Origin of the sequence: Paenibacillus sp. BIHB 4019 (genome assembly GCF_002741035.1) — a bacterium.
Classification (GTDB): Bacteria; Bacillota; Bacilli; order Paenibacillales; family Paenibacillaceae; genus Pristimantibacillus.
The window spans coordinates 5,004,669-5,025,656 of the sequence record NZ_CP016808.1 but is presented as its reverse complement, the minus strand read 5'-3'; the positions used below and the strand labels follow the sequence as shown (position 1 = coordinate 5,025,656).

The 20,988-nt window shown below is 43.1% G+C and carries 22 protein-coding genes; 2 read left to right on the top strand and 20 right to left on the bottom strand.

Annotated features, from left to right (window positions below; all coding sequences use genetic code 11):
* Window positions 1-396 (top strand): hypothetical protein, encoded by a 396-nt coding sequence (locus BBD42_RS21815; protein WP_099519859.1) that lies wholly within the window; start codon window positions 1-3, stop codon window positions 394-396.
* A 440-nt stretch (window positions 397-836) separates the two neighbouring features.
* Here the strand turns inward: BBD42_RS21815 and BBD42_RS21810 are convergent, their stop codons facing one another.
* Window positions 837-1,163 (bottom strand): hypothetical protein, encoded by a 327-nt coding sequence (locus BBD42_RS21810; RefSeq protein ID WP_099519858.1) that lies wholly within the window; start codon window positions 1,161-1,163, stop codon window positions 837-839.
* Between the two features lie 78 nt (window positions 1,164-1,241).
* On the opposite strand from BBD42_RS21810, the gene BBD42_RS21805 reads away from it, so the two are divergent.
* The gene (locus BBD42_RS21805; protein WP_099519857.1) at window positions 1,242-1,817 is read left to right on the top strand and encodes a hypothetical protein; all 576 of its coding nucleotides are present in this window, start codon (window positions 1,242-1,244) and stop codon (window positions 1,815-1,817) included.
* A gap of 59 nt (window positions 1,818-1,876) precedes the next feature.
* Here the strand turns inward: BBD42_RS21805 and BBD42_RS21800 are convergent, their stop codons facing one another.
* From BBD42_RS21800 to nusB, 19 genes are all read right to left on the bottom strand, one after another.
* Complete coding sequence (locus BBD42_RS21800) at window positions 1,877-2,146, bottom strand: hypothetical protein (protein WP_150131583.1); 270 nt, start codon at window positions 2,144-2,146, stop codon at window positions 1,877-1,879.
* Window positions 2,147-3,186: 1,040 nt separating this feature from the next.
* Window positions 3,187-3,324, bottom strand: a complete 138-nt coding sequence (locus BBD42_RS31850; RefSeq protein WP_172455582.1) for a hypothetical protein — start codon at window positions 3,322-3,324, stop codon at window positions 3,187-3,189.
* Complete coding sequence (locus BBD42_RS21795; RefSeq protein ID WP_099519855.1) at window positions 3,324-4,406, bottom strand: hypothetical protein; 1,083 nt, start codon at window positions 4,404-4,406, stop codon at window positions 3,324-3,326. The genes BBD42_RS31850 and BBD42_RS21795 overlap by 1 nt, the downstream gene beginning before the upstream one ends.
* 373 nt (window positions 4,407-4,779) lie before the next feature.
* Window positions 4,780-5,541 (bottom strand): hypothetical protein, encoded by a 762-nt coding sequence (locus BBD42_RS21790; RefSeq protein ID WP_150131582.1) that lies wholly within the window; start codon window positions 5,539-5,541, stop codon window positions 4,780-4,782.
* A gap of 8 nt (window positions 5,542-5,549) precedes the next feature.
* The gene (locus BBD42_RS21785; protein ID WP_099519853.1) at window positions 5,550-6,374 is read right to left on the bottom strand and encodes a hypothetical protein; all 825 of its coding nucleotides are present in this window, start codon (window positions 6,372-6,374) and stop codon (window positions 5,550-5,552) included.
* A gap of 840 nt (window positions 6,375-7,214) precedes the next feature.
* Window positions 7,215-7,682, bottom strand: coding sequence for a hypothetical protein (locus BBD42_RS21775; protein ID WP_099519851.1), 468 nt, complete (start codon window positions 7,680-7,682; stop codon window positions 7,215-7,217).
* Window positions 7,683-7,685: 3 nt separating this feature from the next.
* Window positions 7,686-8,660: a tyrosine-type recombinase/integrase gene (locus tag BBD42_RS21770; protein WP_099519850.1), complete on the bottom strand. Its 975-nt coding sequence runs from the start codon at window positions 8,658-8,660 to the stop codon at window positions 7,686-7,688.
* Window positions 8,661-8,821: 161 nt separating this feature from the next.
* Entirely contained in the window at window positions 8,822-9,634 is an 813-nt protein-coding gene (gene spo0A, locus BBD42_RS21765; RefSeq protein WP_056028967.1) for a sporulation transcription factor Spo0A, read from the bottom strand.
* Window positions 9,635-9,894: 260 nt separating this feature from the next.
* Complete coding sequence (gene spoIVB / locus BBD42_RS21760) at window positions 9,895-11,226, bottom strand: SpoIVB peptidase (protein ID WP_172455730.1); 1,332 nt, start codon at window positions 11,224-11,226, stop codon at window positions 9,895-9,897.
* A 123-nt stretch (window positions 11,227-11,349) separates the two neighbouring features.
* On the bottom strand, window positions 11,350-13,062 hold the full coding sequence (recN, locus tag BBD42_RS21755) for a DNA repair protein RecN (protein ID WP_099519849.1): 1,713 nt from the start codon (window positions 13,060-13,062) through the stop codon (window positions 11,350-11,352).
* 27 nt (window positions 13,063-13,089) lie between these two features.
* Window positions 13,090-13,542 carry a transcriptional regulator AhrC/ArgR gene (gene ahrC / locus BBD42_RS21750; protein WP_046231955.1) on the bottom strand — a complete coding sequence of 151 codons (453 nt, stop codon included), beginning with the start codon at window positions 13,540-13,542 and terminating at the stop codon, window positions 13,090-13,092.
* Window positions 13,543-13,570: 28 nt separating this feature from the next.
* Window positions 13,571-14,023: a hypothetical protein gene (locus BBD42_RS21745; protein WP_056028973.1), complete on the bottom strand. Its 453-nt coding sequence runs from the start codon at window positions 14,021-14,023 to the stop codon at window positions 13,571-13,573.
* Between the two features lie 191 nt (window positions 14,024-14,214).
* The gene (locus BBD42_RS21740; protein WP_099519848.1) at window positions 14,215-15,045 is read right to left on the bottom strand and encodes a TlyA family RNA methyltransferase; all 831 of its coding nucleotides are present in this window, start codon (window positions 15,043-15,045) and stop codon (window positions 14,215-14,217) included.
* A 16-nt stretch (window positions 15,046-15,061) separates the two neighbouring features.
* Window positions 15,062-16,960 (bottom strand): 1-deoxy-D-xylulose-5-phosphate synthase, encoded by a 1,899-nt coding sequence (dxs, locus tag BBD42_RS21735; protein ID WP_099519847.1) that lies wholly within the window; start codon window positions 16,958-16,960, stop codon window positions 15,062-15,064.
* Between the two features lie 115 nt (window positions 16,961-17,075).
* Window positions 17,076-17,990 (bottom strand): polyprenyl synthetase family protein, encoded by a 915-nt coding sequence (locus tag BBD42_RS21730; protein WP_099519846.1) that lies wholly within the window; start codon window positions 17,988-17,990, stop codon window positions 17,076-17,078.
* Window positions 17,991-17,993: 3 nt separating this feature from the next.
* Window positions 17,994-18,206, bottom strand: a complete 213-nt coding sequence (xseB, locus tag BBD42_RS21725; protein WP_046232112.1) for an exodeoxyribonuclease VII small subunit — start codon at window positions 18,204-18,206, stop codon at window positions 17,994-17,996.
* A 13-nt stretch (window positions 18,207-18,219) separates the two neighbouring features.
* A complete protein-coding gene (gene xseA / locus BBD42_RS21720) occupies window positions 18,220-19,602 on the bottom strand; it encodes an exodeoxyribonuclease VII large subunit (RefSeq protein WP_099519845.1) in 1,383 nt (460 codons plus the stop codon).
* Between the two features lie 4 nt (window positions 19,603-19,606).
* Window positions 19,607-20,467 carry a bifunctional methylenetetrahydrofolate dehydrogenase/methenyltetrahydrofolate cyclohydrolase FolD gene (gene folD / locus BBD42_RS21715; protein WP_099519844.1) on the bottom strand — a complete coding sequence of 287 codons (861 nt, stop codon included), beginning with the start codon at window positions 20,465-20,467 and terminating at the stop codon, window positions 19,607-19,609.
* Window positions 20,468-20,516: 49 nt separating this feature from the next.
* A complete protein-coding gene (gene nusB, locus BBD42_RS21710; RefSeq protein ID WP_046231948.1) occupies window positions 20,517-20,981 on the bottom strand; it encodes a transcription antitermination factor NusB in 465 nt (154 codons plus the stop codon).
* Between the last annotated feature and the right edge of the window lie 7 nt (window positions 20,982-20,988).

Genomic DNA, 20,988 nt, shown 5'->3' with positions numbered 1-20,988 from the left:
ATGAATTCCGAAGTAGAGTACAGCTTACTGACGTGCGACTGTGGGTGTAATTTTGAGGTTAAGGCATTCATTTTACCTGGTTTTAAGGATAACGAGGACATAAATTGTCCAAGTTGCAATCAATATGTAAATACGATTCGAGCAGATAATGGATATGAGACGAGGATTCTTTCTGAGGAAGAAATGTTTGATATTTTAGTAAGTATAAAACTCCGTCAGGCTGAATTCAAGCATATTGACGGAATCCCATGTATTCTCTGTCAATCGACCACAACTAGTTTCATTTTATCTCTTGAAGATATGGATGCTGATTCCATAGCATGCTGTGAAAGTTGCTATGAAAGCAGTGATTTCAACAATGAGAAGAATCGTTTTTTCGTTTTAGAAGAAGAGTAAGGAAAACTAGCTATCATGTCCTTACATAAAACTCAGATTTTATAGATAGTACATTCACATCCTCCGTTAAGGATTTGATGGGAATGTGCTTATTTTGTTTGTGTTTAGCACAACCAAAACGATAACAATCAGTAAATCTGACGGTATATTTAATAACAAACCGTCTGCTGAAGAGTTTGAAGTATTTTTAAAATATCCTCTATAAAATAGATACTTTGAAAAAAGTCCATCTTATAGGGGATATTACGGATGAAATGAATATAAAAGAATGCGAAACATTAACTACAATCATTATCGAGGGCAATAAAATTATAAAAAGCTGTCGCCTGTAAAATACAGACAGCAGCTTCATCAAGTTGCCTAGATTTTTTCAAAATGTCCTTTACAAAGGGGTACATTTTAATGTAAGGGCTGGTTTTAATCACAAGTCAATAAGCGCACTATTTCTTAATGCCTAACGAAACTAGATCAATTTCTCTAAGCGTATCCCATGTAACGTCAACCACCTTACCATTCTTCACAGTGAATCCCACAAGATCATAAGATTTCTTTGTAGGATAATGTTCAACGAAGGAAGTTCGTTCAAGGTCAGGCTTATAACGTGTTACAAGGCTATTTATTATATTTTCAATATTGTTTGTCACGCTTGCTTCATTAACAAGCTGCGATATCACAATTACTATTTTATCAGAGCTGTTGATGATGTCTATGCCGCATTCTGCATCTTGATTATTTATTCCAGTATACTGATGTGTTTTTATTCCCATCCGACTGACCACCTTTTCAATATTATACATGTTATAATTAATATGAAATTATCAATATTTAGCAAAGGGGAAATTAGTATGTCGTTAGCAGAGAAGATGTCGTTAGTAAAAGAAACAGAGGAGTTAAAGAAGCAGATTTCTGAAATATCAATACGTGTAAGTGAAACAATAAGTCAAATGATAAGAGATTTGCGTTCAAGTGCATCCACTGAGTTTAAAGCATTTTTTGAAAAAGCTGGATTTAATGTAGTTGAAAGCAAGGAAGATAAAATTCAAGAGCAATCAAAGGTTCCATATTCTGCCGACACGCTTACGGCGGTATATATGACGCTAGAATACAAACTTGAAATTATTGATGAAAATGCGCCATTTATGGGTGCAGCATCAGGAATGATGGATTTGATGCTTAGTAATGGGAAAAAAATTGCAATAAGTATTGATGTAAACGAAAAACGAGATAACTTTTCGTCACGTTCTGAACCACAAGATGAGATCGGAAAACTAAAGGTTTTATTGCAACGTGAAAAAGACAGCTTAGAAAGATTTAAGCTACGCGAAAGTAACCTTCCTCATTTAAAACCTGTGTATTGGACAGTTGCAAACAGGAAAAGCTATAGCTCCTTCAAGGAATTGTTAGAAGAGTATGCTAACTAAACAGAAAAGCACCTGTCTTTGTAGGAGCAGGTGCTTTATTTTTTGTTATCTAATTAATCCTATAAGGTATCTTCATCATAATCGTTATCGTAATATTCGTCGCTTTCATGCAAATAGTCACTAAGATTATTGAGAAGGTATTGTTCCAGCAGCTGACACTCTGATTCGCTCATGGCATCGATTTTGCCCATTCTTTCAGCAGTGTCTTCGTCATTTTCGCCAGTGTTGTAACTCTCTGAACACGTTAGAGTATCTTTGCTATTTCCTGCGTAATGTATTAAGTCAAAATCTTCCGCATTATGATGTTTCATTCTTACTACAAACGCCATAGACCTTAAATCCATTGTGTCAAAAACTGCTCTAAAATTTCATTAATCGTTTTCATTGGCAAAACCTCCGAAATATGATTTATGTTAGCCTATAAATATATCATTAATTAATATAAATGTCAATGAAGGTTACTAGAGTCATCTTATTCTTTGTCTTGAAAAAATAGCTCATCTGGCAAACTTTCAACAAACTTGATTTCATATTCATTTAATGCAATTCGAAACGCTTATGAGAAGCAGTAACAACTAAAATTATTTGTATTTGGGTGTTAGTTAGTCCTTTTATGGGACAGCATTACTTACAACAAGAAAAAATTCGATTAAAATGGAACGTTTCAGATTTTTGTTATTTTGTGAGAAGTGATCTAAATTCATCTGAAGTAAGTTTTGTATTCAAAGTCAAAGGAGATGTTCTCCCTTGTAGATAATCTAATATAGAATAATTACTGAAACACAGCAACACAATATATCAAGCGAAATCACCATACTACAAACGATAATAGAAAATTAGTGTCAAAACAAGAGTGCCACTTGTGGCACGATAGGAGCGAAGCGACAGGGTCTTAGAGGGGAGCGTAAGCGAAAAACCTACCCACTAGCCCCGCTGGGTTTATAGGTAAGTTTTCTTCTTTCTTAAGTTCTTTGGTTTATACTGTATAGAATAGCATCAATTTTGATCAAATATTAAACTTCAACAGTTATAAAACAACGTCAAATATGACTAGGAATTATACTTTACAAAATAAAATTTCGTCAGATTTGCTCTGAATCTATACTTATATATTTGATCTACTACCTACCGAATTAGCTGTCTTCGCAAGATGAAGATAATCGCTTCACTGGTTATATAGTCGTTCATTTACCAACATTTTTTCTCCTGATTAGATTTGTCGCAACGTACACTCTTAAGCTTGCCCCTGAAATAAACAGTATCTTTCTATTGTGAATTTTAGAGTAAATTCATAACATCAGTCCTTCGAATCAGTAATTGGAAAGCTAGCATTAAGCTACCTTCAACTATTATTTAACAACTAGAACGGCTAATGATCATCTTCTAGCTTAGCTCTTTTGTATTCTATTACTTCATCTAATATATCAGCAAAGTCATCTGCCTGTTCTCTTTTTGCTTGTCTCCCTGCTATCTCATCTTTTTCCATTTGTGAACTTTTTAATTTCATTAACTCAGATAAAACCTTGGATCATAGCCTTTATTACGATGGCTGCTCATTTGATGTTGTTTTTCTTGCCAATCTTTATTAGCATTTATTTTCTTCATGTACTTCTCGCCTTCCATTACGACAGTAGCGTATAAATCAGGTCTTGCATTCTTAAAGCTATTGAAACGTGCATCCAAGTGCATTTTTGTGCTTTTGTATTTCGTCGTATTCCAAATCCAATATTCTTTATTGCCAAGGTAATCTTTCTTACCTGTTTTATATACATTTGTGTTTTCACATCTTGGATCTATAGCATCCAATTGAGCAACCTCCGCATGAACGTCAAAATTGTGCTGCTTTATCAAGGAATATTCATTTTGCTTCTCTTCTTGCTTACGTTCTTGGCGTTCTTCGTCACACACCACAGAATATAGATTTGTTTCACGTTTTGGTTTGCCACAAGCGTCTATGTACATTTCACCGCGTTGTTTATCAACTAAATTCAATTCATCAAGTTCCTTGACTAGATTAATCTGAGTCAGTTTAGATATCCCCATTGCCTTTTGCCACTCACTACCTGAAATACGGTATTTGCCCTCATTCTCTTGACCACGCATCATGCGCCATTCGGCGTAAATTAACCCTCTAAAATGTCTAGCATTCCATTTACATGAGTCAAACATCTCTTGTGTAACTTTGAGATAACCTGTGTGCTTAAAATTTTCGCTTTCTACAACAGACATTACTTGCGGACTATCCAAGTCTACCATTGAAATATTAAGCAACGTATCATACTCAAATGATTGTTCATCAAACATAATCTTGAACCATCCTTTTTCATGCAATACTAATAATAGACGCTTGATTTCTTTTCTGTTATCACTTTCCTTCTTCTTGATAGAGAATTGCTTACTAAGAGTGACAACAGTCGTCTCAAAACTTCCCCACGTCCAATAATTTTGCGTCATTTTACCTAAAATAAAATATAAAATGAAAGCATTTTCATCTTTTTGCACAATAAATAACTCTTTGTGCCCGTATGCATTCATTTTCATTGGGAACCCAACATATTTTTCCTGCTTTTTCTCTGGCTCTTTATACATAACTTCCACTTCTCCTATTAATTTAACACTGAATCCTTAAACCTTGATGATTATCAATTCTTTCAATAATCTACAAACGAAATAGGCTACCTATAATTTATTGGTAACCTATTTCACTTTTCAAAAACAGGTGATTTAGACTTTTGAATGCTACTGTCCTTTAGAACGTCATAAGTGACATTTTCCAGAATGGGATTGTGCCTTCGCTTGGATCTGTTTTAGCCAGGCATCTTTTCTCCTCACACTGTTTATGCAGAAGTCCCATTCTATAATCTTTGGCCTATACCTGTCACTGAGTACAATTAATACCTAAAAAATATCTTACCCTTTGAAGATTAAATTGAAAGTGGCAACTAAGTAGTAACAGCAATTTTTACGCGAATGTAGCTGTTACTCCTGTAACCTTTCCTTTAAACTCCCAATTTCCTAGTGCTGTCGTAGTTGTTCCATCCGATTCTAAAAATGATGTGTCATGTACGTCTAAGTACACCTTTCCACCTCCACCGTTATAGACTCTAAACCATCGTTCATTACTAAACCATAGTTCCAAATCTCCAAAAGATTGCCCAGCAGCCCCAACTTCCGATAGTTGCAAATATCCTGAACTGTCATTATATTCTCTATAAATTCGATTTACCTTCAGATCCTCTACATCAATATATTGCGATCTAATTTTACCTGCATTAATCTGATTAGCTGACACAGTGCCTGTATAAACACCATTCGCATCAATATACGTCATCTTAGGCGAATTAGTCATCACTCCACCCAACTGAGCTGCATTAGGCTGTTCTGTTACCTGAGTCCACGAAATCCTTGCTTCAGGAGCCATAAATACGTTTTTGCCAACATACAGTGTTTCCAGCGATGAAGATTTAAACTTTCCATCCCCTGTAAGTACGCTTGCTCCATTGACCTTTAAATCTCTAGCGTTAACAACACCATCAATAAATAGGTTCCCTGTATTTACATCGTAAAACAGCATGTCAGTCCATGTTGGCGCTGATAATGTTCCAGCATTCTTTTGGAACTTGAAACCCTCTGTAGCATTCAACATTGTTCTGATTGTGGAATCCGACTTCATAACATACAGACCATTCTCTGAGTCGATTGTAACGCCGTTGTAAGGCTTCATTAGCTGCACTAGCTCACTTTTTTATAAGCAGGATCAAGCTGATTCGCTGGAATCCCTCCTGTGACGGTTAGCTTATCACCTTGGATGGTTACACCATTGCCATCCACCGTAAATGTTCTCTGACCATTTACGTCTGATGCATCGATTTCAAGGTTCGTACCAGCAAGAAGTTTTCCGAATACTCTTTCACCGATGATCATATTTTTAGTACAAAGATCAAGATAGAGTTGCGCTGTCAAAATCTTTATATCCTGTTTTTCCAATATCGTTGACTGTAATAATTTCTTGCATTCGCTTTTGGTTAACTGATAAATAACCAGTTTACCACCAACCCCTTCAAAGGAAATATCATTATATACATTTTGATATACCTCTTCGATACTTTGTCCTTGTAAAAGATATTGTTCAGCTTTGTCAGCGCTCTCCTCCGTTTTGATTCCTGCTGCCCAAATAGCAGTACCATTCGTATGTTCCATCTTACGATCTTCAATTCTGAAGTTATCTGATGAAGAAATGCTATACAAATGAGAACAACCCTCTTGAACCACGCCTACCAATACTTCTAGTGAAATAGCTGTATCGTCTAAGCAAACTTCTTTTACAATTAGACTTAAATTTGATACGCTTTTATCTTTTTGGCTAAGGAAAATGTCCATGATTTGATAAGCATATTTCATGTTACCTGAACAAAAGATGATCATATCATCCACTTCCCAAAGTTTCGCACCTGATTCATCTATGCGATAAATCTGCCCATTAATTGTTGTTGAAATAGCTGAATCAGAACCCATAATAATGGTTCGTCCTGTTTGTATAACTAAGCATGCACTCATGACTGTTTTCTCCCCTGATGTGAATCAATATAATTTTTGTATTTCTCTTCGTTCTCTTTAGACAAATTATATCTGCCATTCTCATAGTGGCTAACCGTAGCAAGATGGCAATCTAAAAGGTCTGATAATTCCCTTAATCTGATGTACTTCATAATGCGTTTAATTCTGTAATCCTCTCTTGACTCTCTTTCCATTCTGTAAACCTCCAATATTATTTTCATAAAAATGCAAAAAAAGGAGCGAGGAGTTTCCTCCCCGCTTTAACTTCCTATTCAAATAAATTATTCGACGGAACATCTTCTTCACTAAAATTAGTATAGCATACTTATTTTATATTGTAAAATATTTGATTTTCCCTTATTTTTATTGGGTTTGTTAATGATATACGCTTAAAATTGAGTTTTTTATAGAAAATTTTTTTCGAAAAATATACCGAAAACCTGACATCGCTAGTATTACTTCATATTATAAATGAATCCTCCAGTTCAAAAGGACTTGAGCAAACAATCCATCTTCATTCTCATTAGGCATAGAGCTAGCACCTGTAGCTCATATGGGCAACAAAGAAGTTTTAATGCCGTTTATTATAGAAGATGTACCACTAACATTAACCAAGCTACAGTAGCAGAGTTCAAAAGAAGATTATTACAATATATGGTGCTATAAATCGTATAAAAGAGCCTATCAGGTGAAACAACTGATAAGGCTCTTTTGATGTTAGTCCATGTACTGAACGATAATCCATAAAGCCTATGGGCATTTAACAAACAGACTACGGCAGCAAGTTCAAAATCACAAGATGGACGAGCTACTGGAGACGTTCAAAATCGATCGATCACCCTATGATTCCCGACCTAGATTGTAAGATAAAATGCTTTTCTCAAGCTGTGTATCTAACAGTTCGGTGCGACAATCAATTTCTGCCATATATAGCGTTGTCATAACTTCCTCAACAGTCTCCAAATTCAGAACGCTAGTACCTCGTTTATGAACTAGCATCAACAATTCTGAAATTATTTCTTGATATGTCTTTAGTTCAAAACACAATTCATCCTCGCGGCATACGAGTTGTTCGTATTTCTCGAAGTCTTCGCTCATTTTACGCCCTCCCTGCTCAAAGGAGGTCAACAACAATTCTCTTTCTGCTCTCAGACACTCAATTTCGGCTTGTATAGCTTGCCTACGTTCTGGACAAGCTTTTCCTATGTGTTCCAAAGCAAGCCTAAAGTGCGCCCTAGCGAGTTCTACGAGCCTTTGAGCAGTAACATCATCTTCAATAGCCGTCCAAACACTCTTCTTTGTTGTCATGGCTTAGACCTCCAAGAATGCAAGTGGACTATGTTTCTGATACTTTCGCCCGATTTCTTCATCTGTAAAGTCCAAATAAGCCTTCTGAGTTACCTCAACTGATGAATGTCCGAGAATGCGGCACAGACTAAACCAATCACCGTTATTCAGAATGTAGTACTTAGCGAAGTTATTCCTCAGTTGGTGAGGATGGATGGACACCCCTACCTGTTCTCCTGCCTGACGCAATGCTCTCTCATAATTGCGGACTTCAAGCTGCGTTCCTCTGGTCGTTGGAAACAAGAATGGGCTTTCTGAATATCTATCTTTGTACTTCATCCATTGCTTCATGTCATTAGCCAGTTTGAATGAGAAATATACATACCGTTCCTGCTTATTCTTTGGGTTCGTGATTAATATGCTCTTATGAGCGAAATCGAAATGTTCTGGGAATAGTGAAAGGCATTCACCAATACGCATTCCCGTATCCAGCAACAGCTTCGTAATAATGTAGTTCCTGTAACCGTGGAAGGTTGATGAATCAAACTGTTTCAATACCCGCTTGATTTCATCAGGAGTCAGAATCTTCTTCATCTTCCTTTCAGGCTTCAGGTTTTTAATGCTGTCTACGGGATTTTTGGGAATTTCCCTCTCAGCATGATATAGATAGTTGAAGAACACTTTTATGTTTCGGACGTAGTTAGCAATGGTTGTCGTCGATATGTCTTTCTTATAATCGCTCCTGTTGTCAGGATGGTTGATGTTCTTGCTTTCTTCTTTATTGACAACTGTGTATTTTCCCCGCTCCCGCAAATACTTGATGTATTGGCGAATATGTCCTGATTGAACTTTCTTCACATCTTCAATATCAAAGCTCTGCTTCAAGAACAACGTAAACAGCTTAAGGGTTTGTTCATAAGATGCCAACGTTTTACGGGAAAGATTCTTCGAACTGCAATAAAGCATAAAATTGTCGATGTGAAATTCCATGTTTGTCATAAGAAATACCACTCCTTTATAGGGTTGTTGGAAACCCAATAAACAAGTGGTATTAGTTAGCTTACTTTCGATATTTATCGGCTCAAAATACCCTATTTCGGATATTTATAGCCATAATTGCAATAGCTCTTGACACGCTCTACCCCGCTCCCAGCCTACGTTCAGCTAACCTTATGCTCAATCCGCAGCTTGTCTGCAACCATCGCGATAAATTCGCTATTGGTCGGCTTGGACTTGCTGATATTGATGGTATAGCCAAATAGGTGGCTGATGCTGTCGATGTTGCCACGCGTCCAGGCGACTTCAATAGCATGGCGAATTGCCCGTTCGACGCGGGATGGTGTCGTTTTGAATTTTTCGGCGATTGCTGGATATAACGTTTTTGTAATCGCACCCAAAATTTCGATATTGTTATACACCATTGTGATGGCTTCGCGCAAATACTGGTAGCCTTTAATATGAGCAGGCACACCAATTTCATGAATGATGCTTGTAATATTGGCATCTAGATTTTTGCCCTTGGCAAGCGGAACAACATTCGATTTTACTGTTGATGAACTCGAATTGTAAGAAGATGATGCCGAGTACGAAGAATTCCCGAACAGCTGGCGAATCCGGTTAGCCAAAATATCCATATCAAATGGCTTAAGAATATAATAAGAAGCACCCAATTGAACTGCTTTTTGTGTAATATTTTCTTGACCGAAGGCGGTCAACATAATGATTTTAGGCATTGGCGAGATGTTCATTTCCCGCAAACGCTCCAAAACGCCTAGTCCGTCCAAATGAGGCATAATAATATCAAGAATGAGTACATCCGGTATTTTACGGGATTCTTCCAAGTGCCTCAGCACTTCTTCACCGTTATACGCTACACCGCTCACATTCATATCACTTTGATCGGATATGTATTCCGATAACAAATTAGTAAATTCTCTGTTGTCATCTGCCAACAATACATCAATTTTTTGCAAGATATTATCCTCCCTCAAATGATAATCCAATTTTCACTCTTGAACCTTCCCCTAGTTGTCTTGAGTAACATTTTCGACACGCTGATATAAATTCCTTCTGTCGAAAATTATTTTTCTTTATTTTTTTTCTCAATACCGTTATACTGATTATTTATTTACAATTAGCGCTTTGTTTCGCTGAGTTTCGACAAAAGAAGGTGTCCGACAAAAGTAAAACAACCGCCTGCAGCGTATTCGCTCCCTGCCGCTGGCGGTTGTTTTTATGCTGCTGTTTGACTGCCTTGCTGCAATGTAGATTTTAATAACACCCCTGCATCTTGAAGCATCCATTCAATGAAACATCCATAACCCGATGTAGGGTCATTTACGAACACATGGGTCACCGCTCCAACCAGCTTGCCATTTTGAATGATGGGGCTGCCCGACATACCTTGTACAATGCCACCTGTTTTATCAAGCAGGCGCTTGTCCGTTATTTTGATAACCATTCCTTTAGTTGCCGGACTGTTCTGCTTCATAACATGAGCAATTTCAATATCAAATTTCTCAACCTTTTGACCATTTACTACGGTATAAATTTGAGCAGGGCCTTCAGCTACCTCCTCAGCAAAAGCAACCGGCATAGCACTGCTGTTATAGCTGTGGGTAGGATTTTCATTCATTTTGCCAAAAATACCAAATGGAGTGTTTCGTTCCACATTGCCCAGCACTTTACTTTCCTTCACAAAATGGGCCCTTTTTTCGCCTGGCTCGCCATTTTGGCTTTTATTAATTGACGTTACGCTGGATTGAAGAATTTGGCCATCACCAACTTCAATAGCTGTTTGCGTGTCCATATCTGTTATGACATGTCCAAGCGCGCCGTAAACGCCCTGATCAGGGGCATAAAACGTCAGCGTGCCTACACCGGCAGCAGAGTCGCGAATATAAAGCCCTAGCCGCCACGTTCGATCCTCAGCATCATAAGAAGGATTCAAAACGGTTTTACCTAAATGGCCGCCACGCTTATATACAATATCAAGCGCTTTCCTATTGTTGCCTGCATGATCAACGAGCTCTGCAACTTTCCTAACTTCGGAAACCTTCTGGCCATTAATCTTGACGATTAAATCGCCTAGACGCAATCCTGCGAGTTCACCTGGAGATTGCTTACTGCCATTCTGACTAGTCACTTGATGATGACCGACGACTAAAATTCCGGCTGACTTCACCTTGACCCCAATGGTTTGACCACCGGGAATGACCTTTAAATCAGGAACAACGTTGACTTTCACCGTCTTGAAAGGAATTTTACCGAATAATTTCACTTTCATCCTCGTCTCGCCGCTTTGCTGCGAATGTAAGGATAGCGGTTCGTTCAAATTGACTGATAAAGACCGGGTCGATGAGCCATTCACTTGAAGCATACGCGGGTCCACCGTAACTTGAGCATGAACAGGAACTCCATATTGTAATCGTTTCGATTGGCCAGTGAACAAACGCAGTTCATTCGGGATTGAGGCTAAGTGCTGAAACGGTGTGGAGAAGCCTACCATGCAAATCAAAATCACGAGAACCAGACCGAACCATCTCTTCCTCTTGCTGGAGTTCAATGATTTCACGCTCCCTGTAATTCCATCGCATGACGATAAAGGATTAATCGCCATTGGCGTACCTTTAAGTTACCCCGCCCCCACCGTTTTATGACCACAAAAAACTTCCCTTAATGCCCTCCATTAGGCTCCTTTCTGCCGCAATGCCAAATCAAGCATTTCTTGTGCATGATGTCTCGTCTTCTCGGTCACTTCAACCCCGCCCAACATGCGGGCTAGCTCCTCAATTCGGGTATTGCTCATAATTTCTTTAATGGAGGTCGCTGTACGTTGATTAACGACTTGCTTGCGAATTTCATAATGGTGATCAGCCATACAAGCAACTTGCGGTAAATGCGTGATCGAAAAAATTTGGCAGCGACGCGATAGTTGGGAAAGCTTCTCCGCAATCGATTGAGCTGCACGTCCGCTAACCCCTGTATCCACCTCGTCAAATACGAGTACTGGAATTTGGTCATGCTCAGCAAATATCGCTTTCAGAGCCAGCATAACGCGCGACATCTCGCCGCCTGATGCGATTTTATTCAATGGCTTAAGCGGCTCCCCAGGGTTCGGAGCCAGCATAAACACCGCTTCGTCACAGCCATTGCTATTAAGCACAACAGCGGCTTCCTTTTGATCGTGCTGCTTGATTCTGTCCATTTGTACAGAAAAAATCGTGTTAGGCATTTGCAGTTGACGAAGCTCGCGCTCAATGGACTCAGCCAAACGTGTAGATGCATGATTGCGCAGCTTCGAAAGCTCCTCAGCAAGTTCAAGTGCTGATTTATACAATGTTGCTTCGCTATTACGCAGTTTTTCTAAATAGTCGTCGCGGTTTTCGATCTTGTCGCGTTCCACGACAATGCTTTTATAATAAACGAGAATATCCTCAATGCTCTCGCCATATTTGCGTTTCAAACCATGAATGAGATCGAGACGATCTTCGATAGTCGCAAGCTGCTCCGGATCTGATTCAATGGTATCTCTGTAATCTCTAAGTTGAAAAGCGGCATCCTCGGCTTGATAATAGGCCGATTGGAGCTGTTCCAGCAATGGCCCGACAATAGCGGGATCATACGTCTGAATATCCGAAAGCTTAATAATCGCTTTGTTTAAAGCATCCAAGCCAGCATCGCCATACAATGAAGAATAGGCTTCGGTTACATTGTCCATCCGTTTGCTGGCGAATTGCAGCTTGCGTTTCTCTTCAGCCAAGCTTTCATCTTCTCCAACCTTCAGCTGGGCATTTGAAATTTCTTCGATTTGAAAACGGTACAAGTCCAGCATTTGCACATTATGCCGTGCTGAATCTTCAAGCTCGCGCAGCGCCGCTCTTGCCTGCTGCAGCTCCTTATATACCGCTTTATAAGTCTGCTTGCGCTCAATGAGCAGGTCACCTGCGAACATGTCAAGCCATTCCAAATGCCTCTCTGTACGCAGTAAAGATTGATGCTCATGCTGACCATGAATATTAACTAAGCATTCTCCAATTTCACGAAGCATCGTCATAGTAACCAGCTGTCCATTCACTCGGCTGCTGCTTTTGCCTTGGGAAGTGAGCTCACGACGAATGACGAGCATCTCGTCATGTGATGCCTCTACCCCTAGTCTCTCCAGCACATGCCATACGGGATGCATCCGCGGCAAATCAAACATCGCATCCATTTCCGCCTTCTGACAGCCATACCTGACCATATCTGCGGAGCCCCGTCCTCCAACAATTAAGCTAAGCGCGTCAATAATGATGGATTTACCCGCTCCCGTCTCCCCCGTCAAAACATGAAAGCCATGGTGGAACGAAACCGTCACCTGCTCAACTACAGCTAAATTTCGAATGGACAGCTCTCGCAACATAAACTGATGCCTCCTAAAATTGGTGTGTTAGTTCAACAGCTCCAGCAACCTTTCTACAACCTCATTGCTTTGAGCCTTCGTGCGGCAAATGATCAAAATCGTATCATCTCCGCAAATGGTTCCCATTACTTCCTGCCACTCCATATTGTCCAGCAGCGCGCAGATCGTATTGGCTGTGCCCGGCAAACACTTCATTACGACAAGATTGTCTGTGAAATCGATGTTCACGAAGTGATCGAGCAGTGCCCGCTTGAGCTTGTGAATCGGATTGATCCGTTGTTTCTCCTGCGGCAACGAATATCTGTATCGGCCATCCTCTGCTGGAACTTTAATGAGCATTAGCTCTTTAATATCACGTGATACTGTAGCTTGCGTTACCTGCAATCCGGTATTGCGAAGCGCTTCAACTAACTCCTCCTGCGTCTCCACAACCTGATTCGTAATTATTTCCTTGATTTTAAATTGACGTATCCCTTTCATAAATAAAGCGCCTCCCAAACATGCTATTCTACAACTGAAAAACAACTTTTCTAATGGAGCGTTCCTTCACATTAATAAACAGGATGCCCTGGCATTTCGGCAGCAACAACGCGTATACAAGCAGCCTGTCTCTTATTCCGCTTCCCGTCCAATCCATCGGCATACGATCCCTTGCAGTCTTCACGATGTATAACTCTCCGTCAAGTTCTGCAATATAATCAATATACAAGCGGCTGTCCAGTTCTTGGCCATCCAGATCAATCTGAATGGGAATTCGGTGTTTGCCTGAGACGACATGATAGCCACTCTGTTCAAGAAACAAAATGTTCTCATCATTCGGATCGAGCGGGACACCTTTACCAAGCTTCAAGCGGTTGAAGGAGGCTGGCTCATGAAGCCAGCGATGAAACAATCGAAACAACCACAGGATTAACAAGGCTGAGGCAACTAGCATAATTAACCAGTCACCGTATTTGTCCATATGCAACCCTCCATCCAAAACATCCATATATGTAATGGTTCGAGATGGAAGGTGCATATTCCTGTCAATGTTTATAAAGCGAACGCATGTTTGGTTGAGTCCAGTGTATCAAAAAAGACCCAACTCTGTAAAGCAAAAAATAGGGGAACACCCGATCGCCTTAGCGATGCAGGCATTCCCCTCGCAGCTTGCTACTGTTTTTCAGCGGAAAAGGTGCTGCTCGCCTGCTTGACGAGCTCCATAATTGCCGCATCATCGGGAACCTGCTGATTAGGCTGGTTGTCCCAAATCCAGTAAGCCAAAAACTCAATATTGCCTTCTCCGCCTGTAATAGGAGAAAAGGAAAGATCACGCAGCGTATAACCCATCTCAGCAGCCGCCAGCGTTACATGGCTCAGCACCTCTGCATGCACCTTCGAATCTCTTATAACACCTGATTTCCCTACTTTATCGCGCCCTGCCTCAAATTGCGGCTTGATCAACGCCATCACGCCTGAGCCCGGATCAATCAATCCTGCTAATGCAGGCAAAATGAGCTTCAATGAGATGAACGAAACATCAATGGTAGCAAAAGTAGGCTTGGGCCCCAGCAGCTCCTCAGGCTTCATATAACGGAAGTTAACACGCTCCATAACGTTCACGCGTGGGTCTTGGCGAAGCGACCAGTCCAGCTGATTATAGCCGACGTCAATGGCATAGACGTATTGAGCTCCATTTTGCAAAGCACAATCTGTAAAGCCGCCTGTTGAAGCACCAATGTCCAGCATCGTACGCCCAACGAGATCCAGCTCAAAGGCGCGAATTGCCTTCTCCAGCTTTAAGCCCCCACGACTGACATAGGCATGAATAGCCCCTTTTACTTTAATATCCGCCGTGCGGGCAACTTTCATTCCGCTCTTGTCTATCGGTTCGTTATCCACCAGAACAAGGCCTGCCATTAGCGCTTTCTTCGCCTTTTCCCTGCTTTCATAAAAACCGCGCTCGACGAGCAGCACATCTATTCGTTCTTTAGGTGTCGTCATTCTTTTACCTAGCCTTCTAATGCTGTCCGGTTACACGCATTTTACTGCGAGGATGCATGTTTTTAAGCTCAGCTGCTATCCGTTCGCCTGTCAGGCCAACTTCAGCGCGCTGTTCTTTAATGGAACCATGTTCGATAAACTGGTCCGGAATACCAACGATACGAATCGGCAAACCATAAATGCCGCGCAGCGAATAAAATTCAAGAATCGCACTGCCCAAGCCGCCAAGCTCCGCGCCTTCTTCCAGGACGATGATGTTTTTACCTTCATTAGCAAGTGACAGAAGCATTTTCTCATCCATCGGCTTAATAAAACGGGCGTTTACAATGCGGACATTCATGCCGTCGCGCTTCAGCAGATCCGCTGCTTCTTCCGCTACTTGAAGCATCGGGCCAATAGCAATAATAACGGCTGAATCGCCTTCGCGAACCGTCTCCCATGAGCCTATAGGCAGCGGCAGAAGTTCAGCATCAATCGTTACGCCGAGTCCATTGATCCGCGGATAACGGACTGCAATCGGGCCATCATTATAATCAACCGCCGTCTTCATCATCCGGCGAAGCTCATTTTCATCCTTAGGCATCATTAAGACCAGATTCGGCACATGGCGCAGGAAGGGAATATCATACACGCCATGATGGGTTTCTCCATCGGGACCTACAAAGCCTGCACGGTCGATAGCAAAAATAACGTTCAGGTTCTGCCGGCAAATATCATGCACAACCTGGTCATAAGCCCTTTGCAGGAAGGTGGAATAAACGGCAAATACCGGCTTCATTCCTTCGATTGCAAGTGCCGCAGACATCGTCGCCGCATGCTGCTCGGCAATACCTACATCGATCATGCGGCCGGGAAAACGCGCTGCGAATTCCATTAATCCCGATCCACCCGGCATAGCAGGTGTAACCGCAATGATACGTTTATCCTTCTCTGCGAGCTCAATTAGCACATCGCCAAACACTTGCGTATACATAGGCGAGCCTACGGCCTTAACGACCTGGCCCGATTCGATTTTGTAGGGGGAGATGCCATGCCATTTATGGGAATCTGCTTCAGCAGGAGAGTAGCCTTTCCCTTTCACCGTCACGACATGCACAAGAACAGGACCTGGAACGGAATCAGCCTGACGGAAAATATCAAGCAGCTGCTCCATATCATGCCCGTCAACCGGTCCTAAATAAGTAAGACCGAATTGTTCGAAAAGAATGCCCGTTACGAGCAAATATTTCAGGCTGTCTTTAAACTTTTCTGCCGTCTTGGCCAGCTTGCCGCCGACAGCAGGAATTTTGTTCAAGAAATGCTGCAGCTCTTCCTTCGCTTTCTGGTAATGGCGGTCGGAGCGAATTTTGCCCAAATATTGATGCATCGCGCCGACATTTGGCGCAATAGACATCTCATTGTCGTTCAGCACGACAATCATTTTCTTCTTTTCATGGCCGATGTGATTAAGCGCCTCGAAGGCCATTCCGCCAGTCAAGGCTCCGTCGCCAATGACAGCTACGACGCGATTGTCTTCGCCTTTAAAATCTCGCGCCATCGCCATGCCGATTGCTGCAGACAGCGATGTGCTGCTATGTCCGGCTTCCCACACATCGTGCTCGCTTTCGTCGCGTTTCACAAACCCGCACATGCCTTTATATTGACGCAACGAATCAAAGCGATCCATGCGCCCTGTTAAAATTTTATGGACATAAGATTGATGGCCTACATCAAATACAAATTTGTCATTCGGGCTGTCAAATAAATAATGCAGAACGAGCGTTAGCTCCACAACTCCCAGATTGGAAGCAAGGTGACCACCCGTAACGGAAAGCTTCTCAATGAGAAACTGGCGCACTTCGCTTGCAAGCTGCTCCAGCTCTTTCTTGGATAACCCTTTTAAATCCTGAGGCCCGTTTATATGTTCAAGCAGCACAGTACTTCCTCGCTTTCGCGAACAGCAGCCTTCACTGTTCAATAGACGTCAAAATATTTAAACTATTATAACATAGGCATTGTTTTTTTCCCAATCCCCAAGGCATTAGAGCGAATTAATGATCCCTCTGCACCAGATAATCGGCGATTTGCAGCAGTCTGTCCGGTGCTGCAAGTCCTGCTTCAAGCACAGCCGACTTCGCGTCCTGCGTCAAACGCTCTACTTGAGCCTTGCTCTCCTCAAGTCCCATCAGAAAGGGATAGGTTACTTTTTGTTGCTCGACATCGCTGTTCGTCTTCTTGCCAAGCTTGCTCTCATCGCCAATCAAATCTAGAATGTCATCTTGAATTTGAAAAGCCAGCCCAATATTGCGGCCATATTGCTCGAGCAGCTTGATTTGCTCTTCTGTAGCACCGCCAATACGTGCGCCAGCTGTAACAGAGAACACAACCAAATCTCCGGTTTTGTGCAAATGAATATATTCAAGCTCTGCAAGCGACGTGATGCCCTGCTCACCCAGCATATCTGCTACTTGCCCGCCTACCATGCCTCTGGCTCCAGCGAGCATTGCCAAATCCTCCACGATATCGAGTGCAACCTGTGCACTGACACCGCCAGCTTTTGCCGCTTTAGGAATTAAATGAAACGCATGGGTCAGCAGCGCGTCACCAGCCAAAATCGCCATCGCCTCTCCGTACACCTTATGATTCGTGAGCTTGCCGCGCCGATAATCATCATCATCCATCGCTGGCAAATCATCATGGATTAAGGAGTACGTATGTATGCATTCAATTGCGCATGCAACAGGCAAAGCTTTGCTAACCGTATCTTCATTGCCGCTAATTGCCTCAGCCACTGCAAGCACAAGAGCGGGCCGCAAGCGTTTTCCACCTGCTTCAAGGGAATACATCATGGATTCACGGAGCTTATCCGGAACCTGCCACTGCGCAGGCAGCACTTCGGTCAGTGCTTGCTCTACGATGGCGGCGCATTGCGCCAAATAGGATTTTACCAAAACCGTATCGCTCAAGCGTTATTCTCCTTTGTCTTCGCTCGGTGGAGCAAACGTTTTTTTCTGAAAGCCCTGTTCTGTCTCAATAAGTGTCTCGATCTTCTGCTCCACCTGCTCCAGCTTTCCACTGCACAGCTTCGACAGACGCATGCCCTCTTGAAATAAATCAATCGCTGTTTCCAGCGGAACATCGCCGTTTTCCAGCTTTTCTACAATCGTGTCAAGCTGCTCCATTGCCTGTTCAAAACTAAGCTCGGCTGCTTCCTTTTTTGCCACTGCTGCTCTCTCCTTCCAACGACGATACTTCGCAGGTCATCTGCCCATCGGCTAGTTTAACCTTTACGGTATCCCCTGCCTTCACATCTGCTACTGACTTGACCAAGCGCTGCTCCGACTCTTCATAAACTAACCCGTATCCTCTCGCCATTACCTTCAGCGGACTAAGCGCATCAAGCTGGCGTATGGAGCTATGAAGCTTAAGCTGCTTCTCCTGCAGCGTTTGCTGGATAATCTGTTCCAGCCGTTTCGAAGTTCCTCTGAGCCTGCTTGCCGCAAACTGCACGCGCTGCCCTGGATGATGCCCGGCAAGCGTCGCTTGCAAACGCTCCAGCCTGCTTCGCCCGCGGTGTGCTGCATTTTGCGTCCGCTGGCGCAAGCGCTCCTCCAGCAGATCAAGACGCTGCGCCTGCTCCAGCAAATATTTGCGAGGATAAAGGAAAAATGGCGAACGGCGCACACGGGCGAGCTGCTCCTTGCGGCTGCGAATGAGCTGGCGCAGCGACTGCTCCAATTGCTGGCGCTGCCTGCTTAAATGCTTCTCCAGCTCGGCTGCATGCGGTACAGCCAGCTCAGCCGCTGCCGTAGGCGTCGCCGCCCGCAAGTCTGCAACGAAATCAGCAATCGTGTAATCGGTCTCATGGCCGACGGCGCTAATGATTGGAATAGCGGATGCCGCTATGCTGCGTGCTACCTGCTCTTCATTAAACGCCCAAAGCTCCTCAAGCGAGCCGCCGCCGCGCCCTACAATTAATACGTCGATTTCTCCAAAACGGTTCATTGCTTCTATCGCATGTGAAATGGAAGGTGCTGCTTGCGCCCCTTGCACTAATACCGGATAAACATAAATACGCGCAGCAGGATAGCGGCGCTGCAGTGTAATCATCATATCGCGGACTGCTGCCCCTGTTGGCGAAGTAATGAGTCCGATCGCCCCAGGAAAGCGTGGGATCGGGCGTTTGCGCTCAGCGGCAAACAGCCCTTCTTCCTCCAGCTTGCTCTTGAGCTGCTCGAAAGCGAGGTACAAGCTCCCAATACCATCTGGCTGCATTGCAGAAACATAAAATTGATAGTTGCCATCCCGCTCATAGACAGAAATGTTTCCGCGCGCCATCACTTTAGCACCTTCACGAGGAATAAAAGGCAGCCGCTGGTTATGCGAGGCAAACATGACGCATTTCAACCGACTGTCTTTATCCTTAAGTGTAAAATACATATGGCCGCTGGAATGATGCGTAAAATTAGAAATCTCTCCGCGCAGCCATACATCGCCAAGCACAGCGTCCGAGTCCATTTTCATCCGGATATATCGGTTAATGTCCTTTATCGAATAAACCCGCGGCTGTTCTTTCATCGCCTTACTCTCCGATTCCGTTTGCGCGTTTGGCTGCCTTAATTGTGTTCTGGATCAGCATCGTAATCGTCATCGGGCCAACGCCGCCAGGTACTGGCGTAATATAACCAGCTGTTTCCAGGCAATCCTCGTAATCCACATCGCCCGCCAGCTTGCCATCAGGCAGACGGTTAATGCCAACATCAATAACGACTGCTCCTGGCTTCACAAACCTGCTGTCAATCGCTTTCGCTTTGCCAATCGCTACGACAAGAATGTCCGCCTGCTTTGCGATCTCTTCCATGTTGGCTGTTTTGGAATGGCAAATCGTCACCGTAGCATGCTCTCTAAGCAGCAGCATTGCGACAGGCTTTCCGACAATATTGCTTCTTCCAATGACAACGGCATGCTTGCCTGCAATATTAACGCCGCTGCGTTTAATCAGTTCAATAACGCCCGCTGGCGTACATGGCAGCAAGCTGTCATCGCCTATTACCAGATTACCCACACTTTCCGGATGGAAGCCGTCTACATCCTTTTCCACGCGAATCGCGTCGATAACGGCTTTCTCGTTAATATGTTTAGGCAGCGGCAGCTGCACCAAAATACCGTTAATATTATCCTGAACATTTAGCTTGGCGATCAGCGCCAAAACTTCCTCTTCCGATGCCGATTCGGCCAAACGGTGAACCTCGGAATATAACCCCAGCTGCTGGCAGGCTTTTTCCTTGGAACCGACGTATACTTTAGAAGCAGGATCATCTCCAACCAATACAACTGCAAGACCCGGAACAACACCCTTTTCTTTAAGCGAAGCCGTATCTGCCCCAATTTCCTCACGAATAAGATCCGAAATCTGTTTGCCTAAAATGATATGTGCGCTCATAATGTGTCGCTCCCCTTCTTGCCGACCGGCCTTCTGTGCCGGCGGTTTCCTAGTTTGTATGATCAGGCTCGGCTTTCAGTTGCTCAAGTCCGCTAATCAGCTTGCCTAACACGCCATTTACGAACTTGCCAGACTCTTCCGTGCCAAAATGCTTAGCGAGTTCAATTGCTTCATTTATAACCGCTTTCGGCGGTACATCGTTGCTGAATACCATCTCAAAACAAGCCAGACGCAAAACCTGGCGGTCTACCCGAGACAGACGGTCTACCTGCCAGCCGGTCAAATGATCCTGCAGCATGTCGTCAATCGCCGCTTTGCGCTCCGCGACGCCCATCACAAGCTGTCTTACAAAATCATCATCCGTGTTGCCAATATCCCCTGGCTCCGCGCCGATCTCATTGGCAGAATGCGCCTCTTCAAGAAGCATGTCTACCGCTTCATCAGCCGTAACTTCATTCATTTCCATCTGGTACAAACTTGATACTGCAATTTCTCTCGCTAATCTACGTTTCATGGGACCT